The following is a 16,040-nucleotide window of genomic DNA, read 5'->3' as shown; positions in this document are numbered from 1 at the left end:
GCCTCTCCCTCCCTGCCCGCCAACGGCAGGAGGGGCCCATGACCACTCATGCAGGAGGTGCCCGGATGTCCCCGGCACTGACCACCTCGGAAGACGCCACCGGCGTCGACGCCCGCGGCGGCTCGCCCGCCGTCCGGATCTCGCACGTGCACAAGTCCTTCGGCCGCGCAGGCTCGGAGACCCCCGTCCTGGACGACATCACGCTCGATGTCGCGCCGGGAGAGTTCGTCACGCTGCTCGGAGCCTCGGGCTGCGGCAAGTCCACCCTGCTCAACCTGGTCGCCGGACTCGACAAGCCCACCGCGGGCTCGATCGAGGTGGCCGGGGGTCGCCCCGCGCTGATGTTCCAGGAGCACGCGCTGTTCCCCTGGCTCACGGCCGGCAAGAACATCGAACTGGCCCTGCGGCTCAACGGCGTGGCCCGCCCCGAACGCAAGGCCGAGGCCGAGCGGCTGCTCGAACTCGTCCGCCTCGGCGGCTCGTACGGCAGGCGCGTGCACGAGCTCTCCGGCGGCATGCGCCAGCGCGTGGCGATGGCCCGCGCGCTCGCCCAGGGCGGCTCGGTGCTGCTGATGGACGAACCGTTCGCCGCGCTCGACGCCATCACCCGGGACGTCCTGCACGACGAGATCACCCGGATCTGGGCCGAGCGGCAGCTCTCCGTCCTGTTCGTCACCCACAACGTGCGGGAGGCCGTCCGGCTCGCCCAGCGCGTGGTGCTGCTCTCCTCCCGTCCCGGCCGGGTCGCCCGTGAGTGGCGGATCGACCTGCCACAGCCGCGCCGGATCGAGTCCGCCGGCGTCGCCGACCTGTCCATCGAGATCACCGAAGAACTGCGTGGGGAGATCCGTCGCCATGGCCAGCACTGACACCACCCCGGTCCTGGACAAGGCCGCGCCCACCGACTCGGCCGACGTCGGGGCCGGCCTGGACGCGCTGGACTCCGTCACCGCGCAGCGCAGTTCGCTCGGCGAGGTGCTCCGGCAGAAGGCGCTGCCGCCGCTGCTCGGCGTGGTGCTGGTGCTCGCCCTCTGGCAGGGCGCCTACAGCCTGCACCTCACCCCCTCGTACAAGCTGCCCAGCCCGGCCGACGTCCTGGGGGCCGCAGGGGACCTCTGGACGGAAGGCACGCTGTTCTCGATCATCTGGACCAGCGTCTGGCGCGGCCTGTCCGGCTTCGTGGTCGCCGTCGTCATCGGCACCCCGATCGGCCTGGTGGTCGCCCGGGTCAAGCCGGTGCGGGCCGCCCTCGGGCCGGTGCTCTCCGGTCTGCAGTCGCTGCCGTCGGTCGCCTGGGTGCCGGCCGCCGTCATCTGGCTCGGCATCAACGACTCGATGATGTACGCGGTGATCCTGCTCGGCGCCGTCCCGTCCATCGCCAACGGGCTGGTGTCCGGCATCGACCAGGTGCCGCCGCTGTTCCTGCGGGCCGGACGGACCATCGGCGCCACCGGCCTGGCCGGGGCCAGGCACATCCTGCTGCCGGCCGCGCTGCCCGGCTACCTGGCCGGCCTCAAGCAGGGCTGGGCGTTCTCCTGGCGCTCCCTGATGGCGGCCGAACTCGTCGCCTCCTCCCCCGACCTGGGCCTGGGCCTGGGCCGGTACCTGGAGAACCAGCGGGAGTTCTCCGACATGGCCGGGGTGCTGCTCGGTATCATCCTCATCCTGTTCGTCGGGATCGCCATCGAGCTGCTGGTGTTCACCCCGATCGAGCGCCGGGTGCTGCGCAACCGCGGCCTGCTGGCCGCCGTCAAGTAAGGCCGCTCCGCATGCTCCGCAGGAACGAAGGCCGGCTGTCCGCCGCCACCGCACCGGTGGTGGCGGGCGGCCCCGCCCTGCTGCTGATCGCCCACGGCAGCCGCGACCCCCGGCACGCCGCGACGGTGGCCGCGCTGGTCGGGCAGGTCCGCGCCCTGCGGCCCGGTCTGGAGGTGGCCACCGCCTACCTGGACCACTGCGCGCCGCGCATCCCGCAGGTGGTCGCCCGCCTCACCGCCGCCGTGGCCGTGCCGCTGCTGCTCAACCGCGCCTTCCACGCCAAGCACGACATCCCCGCCGCCCTGCGCGCGGCCGGCGCCGCCCTGCCCGTGGCGGACGTGCTCGGCCCCTCGCCGCTGCTGCTCGCCGCCCTGGACCGCCGCCTCGCCGAGGCCGGGCTGGACGTCTCCTCCGCCGCCGTCCGGGCCCGCACCGGTGTCGTCCTCGCCGCCGCGGGCTCCTCCGACCCGGCCGCCGACGCCGCCACCCGGGCGGTGGCCGCCGAGTGGCGCCGCACCCGCGGCTGGGCCGCCGCCGAGGTCGCCTACGCCTCCGCCGCCGGGCCCCGCGTCCCCGACGCCGTCGCCGCCCTGCGCGCCGCGGGCGCCCGGCAGGTCGCCGTCGCGCCGTACCTGCTCGCCCCCGGCCTCCTCCCGGACCGCATCGCGACCGCCGCCGAGGACGCCGGCGCCGACCTCCTGGCCGGCGTCCTGGGCCCCGCCCCCGAGGTCGCCCGCCTCCTCCTGACCCGCTACGACGCCGCCCGCCCGGCCACCCTCGCCGCCCCGGCCCGCACCGCCTGAGCCACCCACAGCGACGGGTACGGGGTCGGTAGCCTCGTGACATGAGTGTCGCCCACGACCGCCAACCCGAACTCCCCGACCTCATCGGGCGACTGAATGCCGGGCAGGCCGAGGAGATCCGCCGTCACACACTCCGCCCGACAGGTGAGGGCGAGACCCCGCCACGCCACCGGCTGAGCTTCACCGGGACAGGCGTCAGCGCCAACCCCAACCTCGCCGCCGAGGCCAAGCGGATCATCCGGACGGAACTGCGCGAGGCCTAGACCACGAGCGACACCCTCGCGCGAACGGCCGAACCGGCCGAGACCCGAGGCCCCGAGGCTGATCTTCCGGCTGGAGACAACGACCCCATCTTGGGAATCCTGCGATCCATCACCATGTTCCAACCGCCACAGGTAGCTCTGTGCTCATGAACTCTCACAATCCGTACCCACGACGGACCTTGCTGGCGTACGATCGGCCTCATCTCCTGACAGGAGACTGACGCCTTCCCAGGTTGGTGAACCATGGTGAATCGAAAGCAACTTGATCCGTCATCAAGCCACTGGGCGCCTTTCGGCGTGCAACTTCGCAGGTCACGCGAGGCTGCGGGGCTGACGCAGGCAGAGTTGGCCAGGAAGGTCGGTTACGACCCCTCGTACGTCTCCTACACCGAACTTGCATCCCGCGAGGCGCCCAGCGAGCAGTTCGCGCGCAAGGTCGACGAAGTACTGAACACAGGCGGCACGCTGGTGCTGATGTGGTTCCAGCACAAGCACACGGCCCTGCTGGAGGGCTTCCCCGAGTACGCCGCGCAGGAAGCGAAGGCGGCCAAGATAAGAGTGTTCGAACTCGGTTTGGTCCCCGGCTTGTTCCAGACGCCGGACTATGCAGCCGCCATCGCGGCCGCAGCCGTGCAACGCGGGAGCATCACCTCGGCTCAGGCGGCTCAACGTGCGGCCTTTCTCTCCGCTCGCCAGCAGTTGTTCGAGCGCACAAAGCCACCGCTCGTCCACGCGGTGCTGGATGAGAGCTGTCTTCGGCGGCAGGTCGGCGGACCGGAAGTCATGGTCGAGCAGTTCCGGCACCTTGAAGCCCTGGCAGAACGCCCGAACGTCATCCTCCAGGTCGCGCCGTTCGGCCTGGGCGAACGAGCCCCGTTCATGATGGCCGTCTACCTGCTGACACTCCCCACCGGGACCATGCTCGGCTACACGGAATCCCATCAACGAGGCCTGCTGGAGCGCGAAAGGGACACCGTCATCGCGTGGGACAGGGACTACGATCGGCTGCAGGTTGAGGCACTGTCGAGGGCCGATTCCCTTGCCATGATCCGCGCCGTCCGGGAGGAACCATCCCCATGTCCAGCACTGACCTGACCCGCGCACACTGGATCAAGTCCAGCTACAGCAGCAACGGCGGCGCATGCGTCGAGGTCGCGCCGGGGTTCGCCGGCCTCATGCCCGTCCGCGACTCCAAGGACCCGGCCGGCCCCGCTCTGATCTTCCCGGCCGACGCCTGGCAGTCCTTCGTGGCGGCCGTCCAGGATGGCGAGTTCGGCACGGTCTGACCGTTGCCCACAGGAGTGCAGAACGGCCCGGCACCCCTCGTCAGGGGTGCCGGGCCGTTGGTCAGGTGGCGTCAGTCCGACTTGCGGCGCTGGCGGCCGGTGCCGTAGTTGGAGCCGGACTTGGTGCCGGAGCCGGGCTTGGCGCGGCCGGAGGAGCGGCCGATGAAGCCGGCCGCCTGGCGGGAGCCGCCGCCGCCCTGGCCGCCGCCGGCCGCGCCCATGCGCTGCTTGGGGCGGGGGCGGCGGGGGTTGCCGTTCATGTCGACGTCGGTCGGCAGGCCGGAGCGCTTGGCGGGGCGGCGGCGCGGGGCGCCGGCCTTCCCGTCCGCGGCGGCGGCCGGCTGGGTGACGACCGGGACGGCCACCGTGACCGGCACGCCGCTGGGGGTGCGGGCGCCGGTGATGCGGCTGAGCTCGGCGTCGCCGGGGCGGATCTTGGTGGTGGTCGGGCGGATGCCGGCCACCGTCATCAGCCGGCTGACCTCGCGGCGCTGCTCGGGCAGGACCAGGGTGACGACCGTGCCGGACTCGCCGGCCCGGGCGGTGCGGCCGCCGCGGTGCAGGTAGTCCTTGTGGTCGATCGGCGGATCGACGTTGACGACCAGGTCGAGGCCGTCGATGTGGATGCCGCGGGCGGCGACGTTGGTGGCGATCAGCGCGGTGACGTGGCCGTCGCGGAACTGGTCGAGCACCCGGTTGCGCTGCGGCTGGGACTTGCCGCCGTGCAGGGCGGCCGCCTTCACGCCGTTGGCCAGCAGCTGCTTGGCGAGGCGGTCGGCGCCGTGCTTGGTGTGCACGAACATGATCAGGCGCCCCTCGCGGGAGGCGATGTGCGCGGTGGCGGACGCCTTGTCGGACGCGTCCAGCTGGAGCACGTGGTGGTCCATGGTGGTCACCGCGCCGGCCGACGGGTCGACCGAGTGGGTCACCGGGTCGGTCAGGAAGCGCCGCACCAGGCGGTCCACGTTGCGGTCCAGGGTGGCGGAGAACAGCATCCGCTGCCCGCCCTCGGCGACCTGCTCCAGCAGCTTGGTGACCTGCGGCAGGAAGCCCATGTCGGCCATCTGGTCGGCCTCGTCGAGGACCGTGATGGCGACGTGGTCCAGCCGGACGTCGCCGCGGTTGATCAGGTCGTCCAGCCGGCCCGGGGTGGCGACCAGGACCTCGGCGCCGCGGCGCACGGCGTTGGCCTGCCGGGTGATCGACATGCCGCCGACGACGGTGGCGATCCGCAGGTTGACCGCGGTGGCGTAGGGGGTGAGCGCGTCGGTCACCTGCTGGGCCAGCTCGCGGGTGGGTACCAGGACGAGCGCCAGCGGGTACCGGGCGTCGGCGCGACGGCCGGCCGTGCGGGCGAGCAGCGGCAGGCCGAAGGCGAGGGTCTTGCCGGAGCCGGTGCGGCCGCGGCCGAGCACGTCGCGGCCGGCCATGGAGTCCGGCAGGGTGGCGGCCTGGATCGGGAACGGCTCGATGACACCCTCACGGGTGAGCGCGCTCAGGATGCCCTTGGGCAGCTCCAGCTCGGCGAAGCTCGCCACCGGCGGGCGGGGCGGGGTGCCCTCGACCACGGTGAAGTCGGCGGGCTCGGCGGCGCGCGGGGCACTCTTGCGGGGTGCGCCGTTGCGGGGGGCGCCGCCACGGGTGCCGGCGCTGCGCGGTGCGCCCGCGCCGGTGTTGCGGCTGCGGGGCTTACGGTTGCGGTCGCCCTCGCGGGGCGAGCGGGCAGGGGTGGTCACGGAGTCTCCGTCCGGTCGTCTGGCACCCCGGGATCGGGGCGGTTCGGCCGTCGGGAGTCAGGTGCCGCCCCGGCCGTTCGGCGGCATGGGCGAGGGCCCGCACCGTGCGGTACGGGCCCTCGCTGCGCGAGATCGCGAGTCAGCTCTGTGGCTGGACTCAGATGACGCGGATGTGCTCGGCCTGCGGGCCCTTCTGGCCCTGCGTGACGTCGAACTCGACCTTCTGGCCCTCGACGAGCTCACGGAAGCCCTGCGCCTCGATGTTCGAGTAGTGGGCGAACACGTCGGCGCCGCCACCGTCCTGCTCGATGAAGCCGAAGCCCTTTTCGCTGTTGAACCACTTCACGGTGCCGGTAGCCATAACCGTCTCCTCTAAAAACTGGGGCATCGGAACCCGCACCTCGCGGGCCCCAAAGTAGCCGCGATCCCCATCCGGAGACTGAAACACCGGACAAAACAAATGCGCCTGTTGGTTGGAACCAGCAGGCGCACACACACGTTCATGGGAACCAAAACTGCAACTGGTTCGACTGTAGCACGACGACACCCCGAGTGACCGGGGCTTTTTTGCCCAGCACGTCACGTTTGCCGGCCGGGGAAAGGGGGCAGGCGGCACCCCCCGAAGAGAGTACCGCCCGCCCCTGGCCGACTACGAACGGTCAGTGCCGTCCGGCCGGTTCCGGTACGTCGTGCGCGCCGGCGAGCGGCGCCGGGCCGGAACCGTGGCCGACGGTGTCGCCGTGGCCGGGCCACCAGGCGCGGTGGCCGAGCAGCGCGGTGAGCGCCGGGGTGAAGAACATCGACATCACGAAGGCCGAGACGATGATGCCGATGGCGATCGAGAAGCCCATCTCGCTGAGCATGGTGTTGCCCGCGAGCAGCATGGTGGCGAAGGTCGCCGCCAGGATGAACCCGGCCGCGGCCACCGTCGGACCACCGTGGCGGATCGCCTGACCGGCCGCCTCGCGCGGGCTGCGGCCCTCCCGGGCCTCCTCCCGCAGGCGGGCGATCATCAGGATGTTGTAGTCGGTGCCGATCGCCACCACGAACAGGTAGATGAAGATCGGCAGCATGAACATCAGTCCCGCCTCGCCCTTCATGTCCTGGAAGACCAGCTTGGTGGCGCCGAGGGTGGCGCCGAAGCCGAGGCCGACCGAGGCCATCAGGTACCAGGGGGCGACCACGCTGCGCAGCAGCAGGCCGAGGATGATCATGATCAGCAGGGCGGCGACCGGGAAGACCAGCGTGTAGTCGTGCACCATCGCCGTGTTGATGTCCTTGTACACGGAGCTGGTGCCGGCGACGTACGCCTTGGTGCCGGCCGGGGCCTTGTCGTGAGCGACATCACGGACCGCGCCGATGGTGTCGATGGCCGCGTTGCTGGCCGACTCGTCCTTCAGCACCACGGTGATGTCGGCGGTGAGGCCGTCCGCGCTGATGTTGCGCGCCGGGTCGGCCAGGACAGCGCCGCTGACGCCGTCGACCTTGCCGAGCTCCGCCACGTAGCCCTGGAGGCCGGCGGCGTCGAGCTTGGTGCCGTTCTGGCTGGAGACGTAGACGTGGGCGGGGTCGGCGGCGCCGGCCGAGTACGCCTTGATCATCGTGTCCTGGACGACCATCGACTCCTTGGTCTTCGGCATGGAGCTGCCGGCCAGGTCGAAGGTGCCCTTGTAGCCGAGGGCGGCGAGCGCCAGACCGACCATCACCAGACCGGAGACCAGGGCGGCCATGGCCGGGCGGCGGCTGACGCCGCGGCCGATCGCGGCGAAGCGGGCGCTGGAGGGCTCGCGCTGCCAGGCCTTGGACGGCCAGAACAGCACCCGCTCCGGGATCAGGCAGAGGATCGCCGGCACCAGGGTGACCGAGGCGACCGCGGTGACCGCCACGGCGATGGCCAGCGAGGGGCCGAGCGCCTTGAACATGCCGAGGCTGGAGAGGACGAGCACCGCGAAGGCGACCACGACGGCGCCGGCCGCGGAGGCGATCGCCTCGCCGACCCGGCCGACGGCGTTGGCCACGGCCTCCTTGCGGGTGTCCCCGGCCCGCAGCCGTTCGCGGTAGCGGAACATCAGGAACAGGAAGTAGTCGGTACCGACGCCGTACAGCACCACGATCAGGATCGCGGACATCGAGTTGTCGGCCTTGAGGCCGAACAGCTTGCTGGCGTCGGCGATCAGCCCGTTGGCGACCATCGAGTAGATGGCCACCGAGATGACCGGCAGCAGCGCGATGATCGGGCTGCGGAAGATGATCCCCAGCGTGAGCAGGATGATCACGATGGTGCCGACGCCGATCAGCATCTCCGCCGTCTTGCCGGAGTCCTTCTGGTCCAGGGCGCTCGCGGCCGGGCCGCCGACCTGGAACTTCAGGGCGCTGCCGGAAGCGAGCGAAGTCCCCTCCTCGCGCAGCTTCTTGGCGGCGTCGCTGTACTCGTCGGTCTGCATCTTCGACTTGTCGATGGCGACCATCGACATGGCGTACTTGCCGTCCTTGGAGACGGACTCGTCACTGACCGGGAGGACCTTCTGGACCAGCGGGATGTTCTTGTCGGTCAGGCCCTGCACGACCTTGGCCATGGTGGCCTTGTCCGCTTCGTCCAGCTTGCCGCCGTCGGTACGCTCGAAGAGCAGCAGCGCCGACGGCGAGACGGCGGACGGGAAGGCCTTCTCCTGGACCTGCATGGCCTGGATGGACTCGTAGTGCTTGGGCAGGAACGCCGACTCGTCCGTGTTGGCGGTCAGCTTGGGCGCCGTCCCGATGATCGCGATGGCCGCGACCATCCACGCCGCGATCACCCACCAGGCGTAGCGGACGACGAATTGTCCTATTCGGTGGAACATGCTCGTGATGCCTCCTGGGCATGACTCACCGCAGCCCTGAGGGACGGGACGTCGGGCGACGGCAGGACCGGCGGGGAACGCGGAGCCCCCTTGCCGGTCGGCAGGTAAGTGTTCAGAGGACATCATCCTACGAGAACTTGCTTGCCGCCCGGCAAGCAGCCCCCGTGGCCGACCCCCCTCAGGGTCGCCGAACGGCGAGCCCCGACCATCTTCACCCGCCGGACGACCCCCGTACCTCGTACTCGGGGTGGAGACCGCTCCCCCTCAGGGTGGACTTCCCTCCCCCACCCCGAGGGAGGAGACATCAGGGTAGGGGGGTAGGGATAACCCCACCCCTCCCCCGAGGAAACCCCCAGGAAGAACTCCCCCGCCAGCCGGATACCTGGTCAACGGCCTTTTCCCTACTGTCGATTGCGACGCCGGGCGCACCGCCCGCGACCTGATCCCGCCGGGGTGGCCACCGCCGCTCACCCGGCGATGACCGCCGCTCTCCCTGGGGGAAATCCCGTGAAGACCAAGCTCGGCATGGCTGCCTCGATGGGCGCCTGGAGCGCCCGGAACAGAAAGACAGCCGTCTTCGGCTGGCTGCTCTTCGTCGTCCTCGCCACCTTCCTCGGCGGCCTGCACGGCAGCGAGAAGGTCACCGACTCCGAGTCGATGCCGGGACAGGTCGCCCGCGCCGCCAAGATCCTCGACGAGGCAGGCCTCAAGCCCCCCGCCAGTGAGACCGTCCTCGTCCAGAGCACCGCGCTGACCGCCGACGCCCCGACCTTCCGAACCGCCGTCGACCAGGTGGTGAGCGCCGTCAACGGCACCGGCAAGGCCGAAGGTGTCCAATCCCCGTACGACACCAAGGCTGTCTCCGCGGACGGGCACTCGGCGCTCGTCCAGTTCACCGTCAAGGGCGAGCGCAAGGAGGCCGTCGAGAACGTCCCGGCCATCATGGACGCCGTCGCCCAGGTGCAGAAGCAGCACCCGGACCTGACCGTGGTCGAGCTGGGCGACGCCAGCTCCAACAAGTGGATCCAGGACCAGTTCTCCGACGACTTCGCCCGCGCCGAGTGGACCGCCGTGCCGCTCGCGCTCGGCATCCTGCTGATCGCCTTCGGCGCGCTGGTCGCCGCCGTGCTGCCGGTGGTGCTGGCCATCACCGCCTTCGTCGCGGCCGGCGGGCTGGTCGCGCTGAGCAGCGGCTTCCTGCACACCAGCGACAACGCCAGCTCGGTGATGCTGCTGGTCGGCCTCGCGGTCGGCGTCGACTACTGCCTCTTCTACCTGCGCCGCGAGCGCGAGGAGCGGGCCGCCGGGCGCGACCTGGAGACCGCGCTGAAGATCGCCGCCGCCACCAGCGGCCGGGCCGTCCTGGTCTCCGGTGTCACCGTCGTGGTCGCCATGGCCGGCATGTTCCTCACCGGCATCGCCGAGTTCCAGGCCATGTCCTACGCCACCATCGTGGTCGTGATCACCGCCGTGCTGGGCTCGCTGACCGTCCTGCCCGCGCTGCTGTCGATGCTCGGCGACAAGGTCGAGAAGGGCCGCGTCCCGCTGCTGGCCCGGCTGCGCCGCCCGGACGCCGCCGCGACCGGCGGCCGGGTCTGGAACGCCGTCCTCACCCCCGTGCTGCGCCACCCGCTGGCCGCCACCGTGCTCGCCGGGGCGCTCCTGGTCGGCCTCGCCGCGCCGATGCTGACCATGCACACCGCCAACCTCACCTTCCAGCAGCAGCTGCCCAAGGGCAACGAACTGGTCACCACCTCGGAGAAGATCGAGGCCGCCTTCCCCGGCAGCCCCGCCCCCGCCACCGTGGTGATCAAGGCCACCGACATCACCTCCCCGGCGATGACCGCCGCGATCGCCGACCTCAGGACCAGGGCCCTGGCCAGCGGCCGGATGCACGGCCCGATCGAGGTCGCCGTGCACCCCGAGAAGAACATCGCCACCGTCGACATCCCGCTGCAGGGCAGCGGCAACGACACCGCCAGCAACGACGCGCTGAAGACGTTGCGCGGCGAGATCGTGCCCGCCACCGTGCTCAAGGTGCCCGGCACCGAGGCCCCGGTCACCGGCCGCACCGCCGGCTCCTACGACTTCAACGCGAAGATGACCGGCTCGATGCCGCTGGTCTTCGGCTTCGTGGTGCTCTTCGCCTTCCTGCTGATGCTGACCTCGTTCCGCTCGCTGGCCGTCGCCGCCACCGCCGTGGTGCTCAACCTGCTCTCGGTCGGCGCCGCGTACGGGGTGCTGACGCTGGTCTTCCAGCACGGGGTGGGCGCCTCGCTGCTGGGCACCGCCGGGGTCGGCGCGGTCGAGTCCTGGGTGCCGCTCTTCCTCTTCGTGATCCTCTTCGGCCTCTCGATGGACTACCACGTCTTCGTGGTCTCCCGGATCAAGGAGGGCCGCGACCGCGGCCTGCCGACCCGGACGGCCATCGCGCACGGCATCCGTTCCACGGCCGGGGTGGTCACCAGCGCCGCGGTGATCATGGTGGCGGTGTTCGGGGTCTTCGGCACCCTCTCCATGCAGGCGATGAAGCAGATGGGCGTCGGCCTGGCGGTAGCGGTGCTGATCGACGCGACCGTGATCCGCGCGGTGCTGCTGCCCTCGGTGATGACCCTGCTCGGCGAGCGCAACTGGTACCTGCCGTCCTGGCTGCGCTGGCTGCCCGAGCTCTCGCACGGCGAGAGCTTCCCGCCGGTCGATGCCGGCCAGGTTTCGCAGGGCACCGTCCCCGCCCCCGCCGGCGCCCCGGCGGAGGGGGCGCGGCACCGCCGGATCGAGGTCTGACACCACCACCGGCACCACACCACCACCGGAACCACCGGCTCCTCCGCTCCACGGCCGGGCCCCGCGTCACGCGGGGCCCGGCCCTCGTGCGTCATGATGATCACCGTCCCCCACCCCCGGCCGAGCCGCTCGGCCACCCCGAGGAACGGAGCCGCGTCCATGATCCCCTTCGACGAGGGCCGCGCCCGGCTGCTGCTCGCCCACGCCTGCGAGTCCGCCGGCCTGCCCGGCCCGGGCAACGCCCGGCTGCTGGCGCTCGGCGAGAACGCCGTCTTCGACCTCGGCGACCCGGCCGTGGTCGCCAAGGTCGGCCGCGGCCCCGAGCTCTACGACCGGGCCCACCACGAGCTGGCCGTCGCCGACTGGCTGGCCGGGCAGGGCATCCCGGTGGTCCGCCCGTACGACGCCGTCGAGCCCGAGCCGCAGCTCGCCCACGGGCACCCCGTCACCTTCTGGCACCGGCTCGCGCCCGCCGAGCGGCCCGCCCGCCCCGCCGACCTCGCCCCGCTGCTGCGCGCCCTGCACCGGCTGCCGCTGCCGCCCTTCCCGCTGGCCCGGCGCGACCTGCTGGCCCCGGTCGAACGCTGGCTGGCCTCGGCCGAGGGGCACGTCGACCCCGTCGACGTCGCCTTCCTGCGCCACCGCCGGGACGCCTTCACCGCCGCCCTGCCGGACCTGACCCCACATCTGACGCCGGGGCTGATCCACGGCGACGCACTGCCGCGCAACGTCCACGTCGGCCCGGACGGCCCGGTCCTGCTCGACCTGGAGAACGTCTCGCACGACCTGCGCGAGCACGACCTGGTGGTGCTCGCGCTCAGCCACGACCGGTACGGCGTACCGGGTGAGGACTACCGGGCGTTCACCGAGGGGTACGGCTGGGACGTCCGCGAGTGGCCCGGCTTCGCGGTGCTGCGCGGGGCCCGCGAGACGGCCAGCGCCTCCTGGGTGGCGCAGCAGGCGCCGGGCAATCCGGCCGCGCTCGCCGAGTTCCGCCGCCGGGTGGACTCGCTGCGCGAGGGGGCGACGGACGTGCGCTGGTACCCGTTCTGACCGGACGGGGACGGACGGGGACGCAACCGGGAGGCCTGGCACCGGCGTCCCACCGGAGAGTCGCCCTGCCCTGACCGAGGGATCGCGCCGCCTCACCATCTCAGGAGCCGCCGCCATGCCTGAGCACGCCACCCCGCCACGACCGTCGTCGAGCCCCTCCGTCCCGCCGAGGCCGCCGCGTCCGTCGTGTCCGTCGGTCCGGCGCCGTCGCCCGCTGATCACGGGCTGCCTCGCGGTGGCCGCCTCGCTGGCCCTGGCGGCCTGCGGCACGGCCAACGGGGCGCTCCAGCCGCAGCCGGGCACCGGCGCGCCGTCGGTGCCCGGCGCACCGTCCGGTGGGCCGCCCGGCGGTCCGTCCGTCGTCCCGGCGCCGGGCTCGGACGGCGTGCCGGTCTCCCCGGACTCCGCCCCCACCCCGCCCGGCCGGCCGGTCGGCACCCCGAAGCCGTCCGCGCCCAGGCCCGTGACGGGCGCCGCCACACCGCCGACCGCGTCGAAGCCGCCGGTCCGGACGCCCTCGCAGCCCCCGACGACGCCGGCCGCCCCGCCGGCCACCGGGGCCCAGACCCCGCCCGCGCAGCCCGCTCCGCCCGCGAGCGGTGGATCCGCCGCGGTCGTCCGCTCCACCGCCTCCGGCGGACGGACCGTGGCGCTCACCTTCGACGACGGCCCGGGCCCCGCCACCGGCCAGGTCCTGGACCTGCTCGCGCAGTACGGCGTCAAGGCGACGTTCTGCCAGATCGGCCGGCAGGCCGCGGCCGACCCCGCGATGGTCAGGCGTGTCCTGGCGGCCGGCCACCGGCTCTGCGACCACACCGTGCACCACCCGCAGCCGTTCGCCGCGCTCCCGCACGACAAGGCCGTGTACGAGATCTCCGCCGCCAAGGACATGATCGTCCGGGCCGGCGGGCCGGGCACCGGGGTCGGCTGGTTCCGCGCCCCCGGCGGCGGGTTCAACGCCGACAACGAGCGCATCTCCGCCGACCTGGGCATGCGGCCGCTCGGCTGGTCCGTGGACCCGCGCGACTGGTCCCGCCCTGGCGTCGCCTCGATCGTCTCCACCGTGCGGAGCCAGCTGAAGCCCGGCGGCGTGATCCTGCTGCACGACGGCGGCGGCGACCGCAGCCAAACCGTGGCCGCGCTGCGGCAGTTGATCCCCTGGCTGATCGCCCAGGGCTACCGCTTCGACTTCCCGGCGAGCTGAACTCCCCTATCTCCGACACCTGGACCCGCTGCACCCGGGCACCGCCCGGGTCACCTTCCCCACGCCCGGCCCCGCCGACGCCGCCCCCGACCGCGATGGCGACCCGCGGCTGGTCGACGAGCTGGAGCGGCTGTCCGCCCTGCACCGCGAAGGCGCCCTGGACGCCGCCGAGTTCACCCTCTCCAAGGCCCGGGCCCTCGGGCGCGACCCGGCTGAGCGTGCGTGATAGCGTCGATCTCTTCTCCGGCACGCCGGACGAGGTCCCCCCGCAGGTGATCGTGACCGACCCCGACCAGCGGCTCCGCACCGCGCTCGACGCGCTGGACGCCGCCTTCGCACCGTTCTCCGACCAGCCGTTCGACGTGGGCGGCTGCGCCTACTGCTACCCCGACGCCGGGCTCGCGGCGCTCGCCGGGCCCGCCCGGCTGGTGCCCGAGGAGCTGATCCCGTCCGTCTCCGCCAAATCGATCGGCCACTGGGACGACGGTCCGGGCCTGTACCGAAAAATGACGCCCCGAATCGTCCGGGCGCTGGCCACCGGCCGGCTGCACGTCGACCACGGCCTGATCGCCTCCCGGCTGCTCGAAGCCGGCTGGCGCGACTGGCCGGGCCCCGAGCGGGAGGCGCTGGACGCGGTCTGGTCGGCCTGGTGGCGGGCGACCCTGCACCGGCACCCCGGCGTCGCCCCCGTCACCGACGTGCTGGAGACGATCGCCGTCAGTACCGGCTCCCTGGCACCGTGGCTCGGCATCTGGGCCGCGACCCGCACCGAGGCGGCGGAGCGCCACCTCTCCGACGCCATGGCCGGCTGGCTGTCCTACGGGCAGCTCTCCGGGCTCCGGCTCGGCTTCTACGACGAGCTGGACGCCACGGCCGAGTTGCTGCCCTGGCTGCTCTCCCTGGGCGAGGACCGGATCGGCGCCGCCCAGCTGTACGAGGTGGAGAAGATCGCGTACAGCTGAGCCGAGGGGCTCAGCGCAGCGGCCAGCGGGGGTCGATGACGGCCTGCGGGTCCTTGGCGCGGCGCAGCCAGGCCTGGAGGCCCTCCGCCCAGTCGTGGTGCCAGCCGATCTGGAGGTCGTGCAGCTCGGCCAGCGGGACGTCGCCGACCTGGCCGGGGTAGCGCTCGGCGAGGGCGACGGCGACCCGGACGGCGGCCAGCGCGTCGCTGCCGGCCTCGTGCGCGTCGGTCAGCTCCACGCCGTACACCTCGCAGACCCGCTGGAGGGTGCGGGAGCCCTTGCGGTACTTGTCCACGGCCCGGTCGATGACCAGCGCGTCCAGCACCGGCGCGACCGGGCCGCCGAGCCGCTCGGCGAGCGGCGCCAGGCCGTGGCGACGCAGTTCGGCGTCGAGCAGCGAGAGGTCGAAGGGCGCGTTGAAGGCGACCACCGGGCGGCCGGCGGCGAGCCGTTCGCACAGCGCCGCGGCTATCTCGTCCACCGCTTCCTTGGCCGGGCGGCCCTTGCTCCGGGCCAGGTCGTCGCCGATGCCGTGGATCGCCTCGGCCTCGGCGGGGATCGGGACACCGGGGTCGAGCAGCCAGCCGGTGGCGCTCAGCCGGCGGGCTCCGACGGTGTCCACGAGGGCGGCCGTGACGATGCGGGACGCGGCCGGGTCCGTACCCGTGGTCTCCAGGTCGAAGCCGACCAGTGGCTGCTGCCACCAGCTCATAGGGGTGTGTCCTTCCGTCCGGTTGGTCGAAGCAGCCCCTATCATCGCCCGCCCCACCGACAATGCCGCCGCTGGGGCGGGCGGGCCCGGCCCAGCGGCCCCCTGCTACGCGGCGGCCGCCTCGCGCGACCCGGCCGGGCGGACCAGGCGGACGTCGACCGGGTCCTCGGACTCCAGGGCGAAGCCGTGGCGTTCGTAGAGGCGGCGGGCGGCGCTGCCCCGGAGCACGTCGAGCCGGACGGGCTCGCCCGCGGCGTCGGCGGCGGCCAGGACGGTGCGCAGGACGGCGGAGCCGAGGCCGCGGCCCTGGTGGTGCGGGGCGAGGTAGAAGTGCTCCAGCAGCCGGCCGCCCTGCTCGGCGGGGCGGACGGTGACGCAGCCCGCGAACTCGCCGTCCACCAGGACGATCGAGGTGTAGCGGGTGGAGAAGGAGTCCCGCAGGCGCCGGCGGACCCGGTCCTCGTCGTAGCGGCCGAGCCGTTCGAGGTCGGGGCGCATCACCACGGCGCGGAGTTCGGCGACGGGTTCGACGTCGGCGGCCTCGGCGGTGCGCAGGGTCCAGGCGGGGGCGTCGGCGGGGCTGTTCATGGCCGTAGTCTCCCAGCCGCCTCATGGCCGTAGCACCCCAGCCGTCCGGCC

Annotated in this window: 15 protein-coding genes; 10 read left to right on the top strand and 5 right to left on the bottom strand. The window is 72.7% G+C overall.

Annotated features, from left to right (window positions below; genetic code table 11):
- Window positions 1-38 precede the first annotated feature (38 nt).
- The 6 genes from ACIO5D_RS15570 to ACIO5D_RS15545 all read left to right on the top strand — a co-directional run bounded on the left by ACIO5D_RS15570 (window position 39) and on the right by ACIO5D_RS15545 (window position 4,110).
- Window positions 39-869, top strand: a complete 831-nt coding sequence (locus tag ACIO5D_RS15570) for an ABC transporter ATP-binding protein (RefSeq protein WP_400795490.1) — start codon at window positions 39-41, stop codon at window positions 867-869.
- Window positions 856-1,758, top strand: coding sequence for an ABC transporter permease (locus ACIO5D_RS15565; protein WP_363609205.1), 903 nt, complete (start codon window positions 856-858; stop codon window positions 1,756-1,758). Before ACIO5D_RS15570 ends, ACIO5D_RS15565 begins: the two co-directional genes overlap by 14 nt.
- Window positions 1,759-1,769: 11 nt before the next feature.
- Window positions 1,770-2,561, top strand: a complete 792-nt coding sequence (locus ACIO5D_RS15560; protein ID WP_400795487.1) for a sirohydrochlorin chelatase — start codon at window positions 1,770-1,772, stop codon at window positions 2,559-2,561.
- Between the two features lie 41 nt (window positions 2,562-2,602).
- On the top strand, window positions 2,603-2,824 hold the full coding sequence (locus tag ACIO5D_RS15555) for a hypothetical protein (RefSeq protein WP_400760622.1): 222 nt from the start codon (window positions 2,603-2,605) through the stop codon (window positions 2,822-2,824).
- A 243-nt stretch (window positions 2,825-3,067) separates the two neighbouring features.
- Window positions 3,068-3,919, top strand: coding sequence for a helix-turn-helix domain-containing protein (locus ACIO5D_RS15550; protein ID WP_400795485.1), 852 nt, complete (start codon window positions 3,068-3,070; stop codon window positions 3,917-3,919).
- The gene (locus ACIO5D_RS15545) at window positions 3,901-4,110 is read left to right on the top strand and encodes a DUF397 domain-containing protein (protein WP_363609213.1); all 210 of its coding nucleotides are present in this window, start codon (window positions 3,901-3,903) and stop codon (window positions 4,108-4,110) included. The genes ACIO5D_RS15550 and ACIO5D_RS15545 overlap by 19 nt, the downstream gene beginning before the upstream one ends.
- Before the next feature lie 71 nt (window positions 4,111-4,181).
- On the opposite strand, the gene ACIO5D_RS15540 is transcribed toward ACIO5D_RS15545, so the two are convergent.
- From ACIO5D_RS15540 to ACIO5D_RS15530, 3 genes are all read right to left on the bottom strand, one after another.
- Window positions 4,182-5,846: a DEAD/DEAH box helicase gene (locus tag ACIO5D_RS15540; protein ID WP_363609215.1), complete on the bottom strand. Its 1,665-nt coding sequence runs from the start codon at window positions 5,844-5,846 to the stop codon at window positions 4,182-4,184.
- A 157-nt stretch (window positions 5,847-6,003) separates the two neighbouring features.
- On the bottom strand, window positions 6,004-6,207 hold the full coding sequence (locus tag ACIO5D_RS15535; RefSeq protein ID WP_363609217.1) for a cold-shock protein: 204 nt from the start codon (window positions 6,205-6,207) through the stop codon (window positions 6,004-6,006).
- A 298-nt stretch (window positions 6,208-6,505) separates the two neighbouring features.
- Complete coding sequence (locus ACIO5D_RS15530; protein WP_400657978.1) at window positions 6,506-8,686, bottom strand: MMPL family transporter; 2,181 nt, start codon at window positions 8,684-8,686, stop codon at window positions 6,506-6,508.
- A gap of 477 nt (window positions 8,687-9,163) precedes the next feature.
- Here ACIO5D_RS15530 and ACIO5D_RS15525 point away from each other — a divergent pair, with 477 nt between their 5' ends.
- The 4 genes from ACIO5D_RS15525 to ACIO5D_RS15510 all read left to right on the top strand — a co-directional run bounded on the left by ACIO5D_RS15525 (window position 9,164) and on the right by ACIO5D_RS15510 (window position 14,689).
- On the top strand, window positions 9,164-11,470 hold the full coding sequence (locus tag ACIO5D_RS15525) for an MMPL family transporter (protein ID WP_400795540.1): 2,307 nt from the start codon (window positions 9,164-9,166) through the stop codon (window positions 11,468-11,470).
- 159 nt (window positions 11,471-11,629) lie between these two features.
- Window positions 11,630-12,523: a phosphotransferase enzyme family protein gene (locus tag ACIO5D_RS15520; protein ID WP_400795483.1), complete on the top strand. Its 894-nt coding sequence runs from the start codon at window positions 11,630-11,632 to the stop codon at window positions 12,521-12,523.
- A gap of 115 nt (window positions 12,524-12,638) precedes the next feature.
- The gene (locus ACIO5D_RS15515) at window positions 12,639-13,727 is read left to right on the top strand and encodes a polysaccharide deacetylase family protein (protein WP_400795480.1); all 1,089 of its coding nucleotides are present in this window, start codon (window positions 12,639-12,641) and stop codon (window positions 13,725-13,727) included.
- Window positions 13,728-13,945: 218 nt separating this feature from the next.
- Window positions 13,946-14,689, top strand: coding sequence for a hypothetical protein (locus tag ACIO5D_RS15510; RefSeq protein ID WP_400795477.1), 744 nt, complete (start codon window positions 13,946-13,948; stop codon window positions 14,687-14,689).
- A 10-nt stretch (window positions 14,690-14,699) separates the two neighbouring features.
- Here the strand turns inward: ACIO5D_RS15510 and ACIO5D_RS15505 are convergent, their stop codons facing one another.
- On the bottom strand, window positions 14,700-15,401 hold the full coding sequence (locus tag ACIO5D_RS15505) for an exonuclease domain-containing protein (RefSeq protein ID WP_363609227.1): 702 nt from the start codon (window positions 15,399-15,401) through the stop codon (window positions 14,700-14,702).
- Between the two features lie 105 nt (window positions 15,402-15,506).
- A complete protein-coding gene (locus tag ACIO5D_RS15500; RefSeq protein WP_400657986.1) occupies window positions 15,507-15,989 on the bottom strand; it encodes a GNAT family N-acetyltransferase in 483 nt (160 codons plus the stop codon).
- Window positions 15,990-16,040 lie beyond the last annotated feature (51 nt).

Source organism: Kitasatospora sp. NPDC087315 (genome assembly GCF_044744345.1).
Lineage (GTDB): Bacteria > Actinomycetota > Actinomycetes > Streptomycetales > Streptomycetaceae > Kitasatospora.
This window is presented reverse-complemented; position numbering and strand designations above follow the sequence as displayed.

Excerpts from the sequence above, each read along its gene's own strand:
- ACIO5D_RS15570 (WP_400795490.1), top strand. The coding sequence starts at position 39 with ATGACCACTCATGCAGGAGGTGCCCGGATGTCCCCGGCACTGACCACC.
- ACIO5D_RS15565 (WP_363609205.1), top strand. The coding sequence starts at position 856 with ATGGCCAGCACTGACACCACCCCGGTCCTGGACAAGGCCGCGCCCACC.
- ACIO5D_RS15560 (WP_400795487.1), top strand. The coding sequence starts at position 1,770 with ATGCTCCGCAGGAACGAAGGCCGGCTGTCCGCCGCCACCGCACCGGTG.
- ACIO5D_RS15555 (WP_400760622.1), top strand. The coding sequence starts at position 2,603 with ATGAGTGTCGCCCACGACCGCCAACCCGAACTCCCCGACCTCATCGGG.
- ACIO5D_RS15550 (WP_400795485.1), top strand. The coding sequence starts at position 3,068 with ATGGTGAATCGAAAGCAACTTGATCCGTCATCAAGCCACTGGGCGCCT.
- ACIO5D_RS15545 (WP_363609213.1), top strand. The coding sequence starts at position 3,901 with ATGTCCAGCACTGACCTGACCCGCGCACACTGGATCAAGTCCAGCTAC.
- ACIO5D_RS15535 (WP_363609217.1), bottom strand. The coding sequence starts at position 6,207 with ATGGCTACCGGCACCGTGAAGTGGTTCAACAGCGAAAAGGGCTTCGGC.
- ACIO5D_RS15530 (WP_400657978.1), bottom strand. The coding sequence starts at position 8,686 with ATGTTCCACCGAATAGGACAATTCGTCGTCCGCTACGCCTGGTGGGTG.
- ACIO5D_RS15525 (WP_400795540.1), top strand. The coding sequence starts at position 9,164 with ATGACCGCCGCTCTCCCTGGGGGAAATCCCGTGAAGACCAAGCTCGGC.
- ACIO5D_RS15520 (WP_400795483.1), top strand. The coding sequence starts at position 11,630 with ATGATCCCCTTCGACGAGGGCCGCGCCCGGCTGCTGCTCGCCCACGCC.
- ACIO5D_RS15515 (WP_400795480.1), top strand. The coding sequence starts at position 12,639 with ATGCCTGAGCACGCCACCCCGCCACGACCGTCGTCGAGCCCCTCCGTC.
- ACIO5D_RS15505 (WP_363609227.1), bottom strand. The coding sequence starts at position 15,401 with ATGAGCTGGTGGCAGCAGCCACTGGTCGGCTTCGACCTGGAGACCACG.
- ACIO5D_RS15500 (WP_400657986.1), bottom strand. The coding sequence starts at position 15,989 with ATGAACAGCCCCGCCGACGCCCCCGCCTGGACCCTGCGCACCGCCGAG.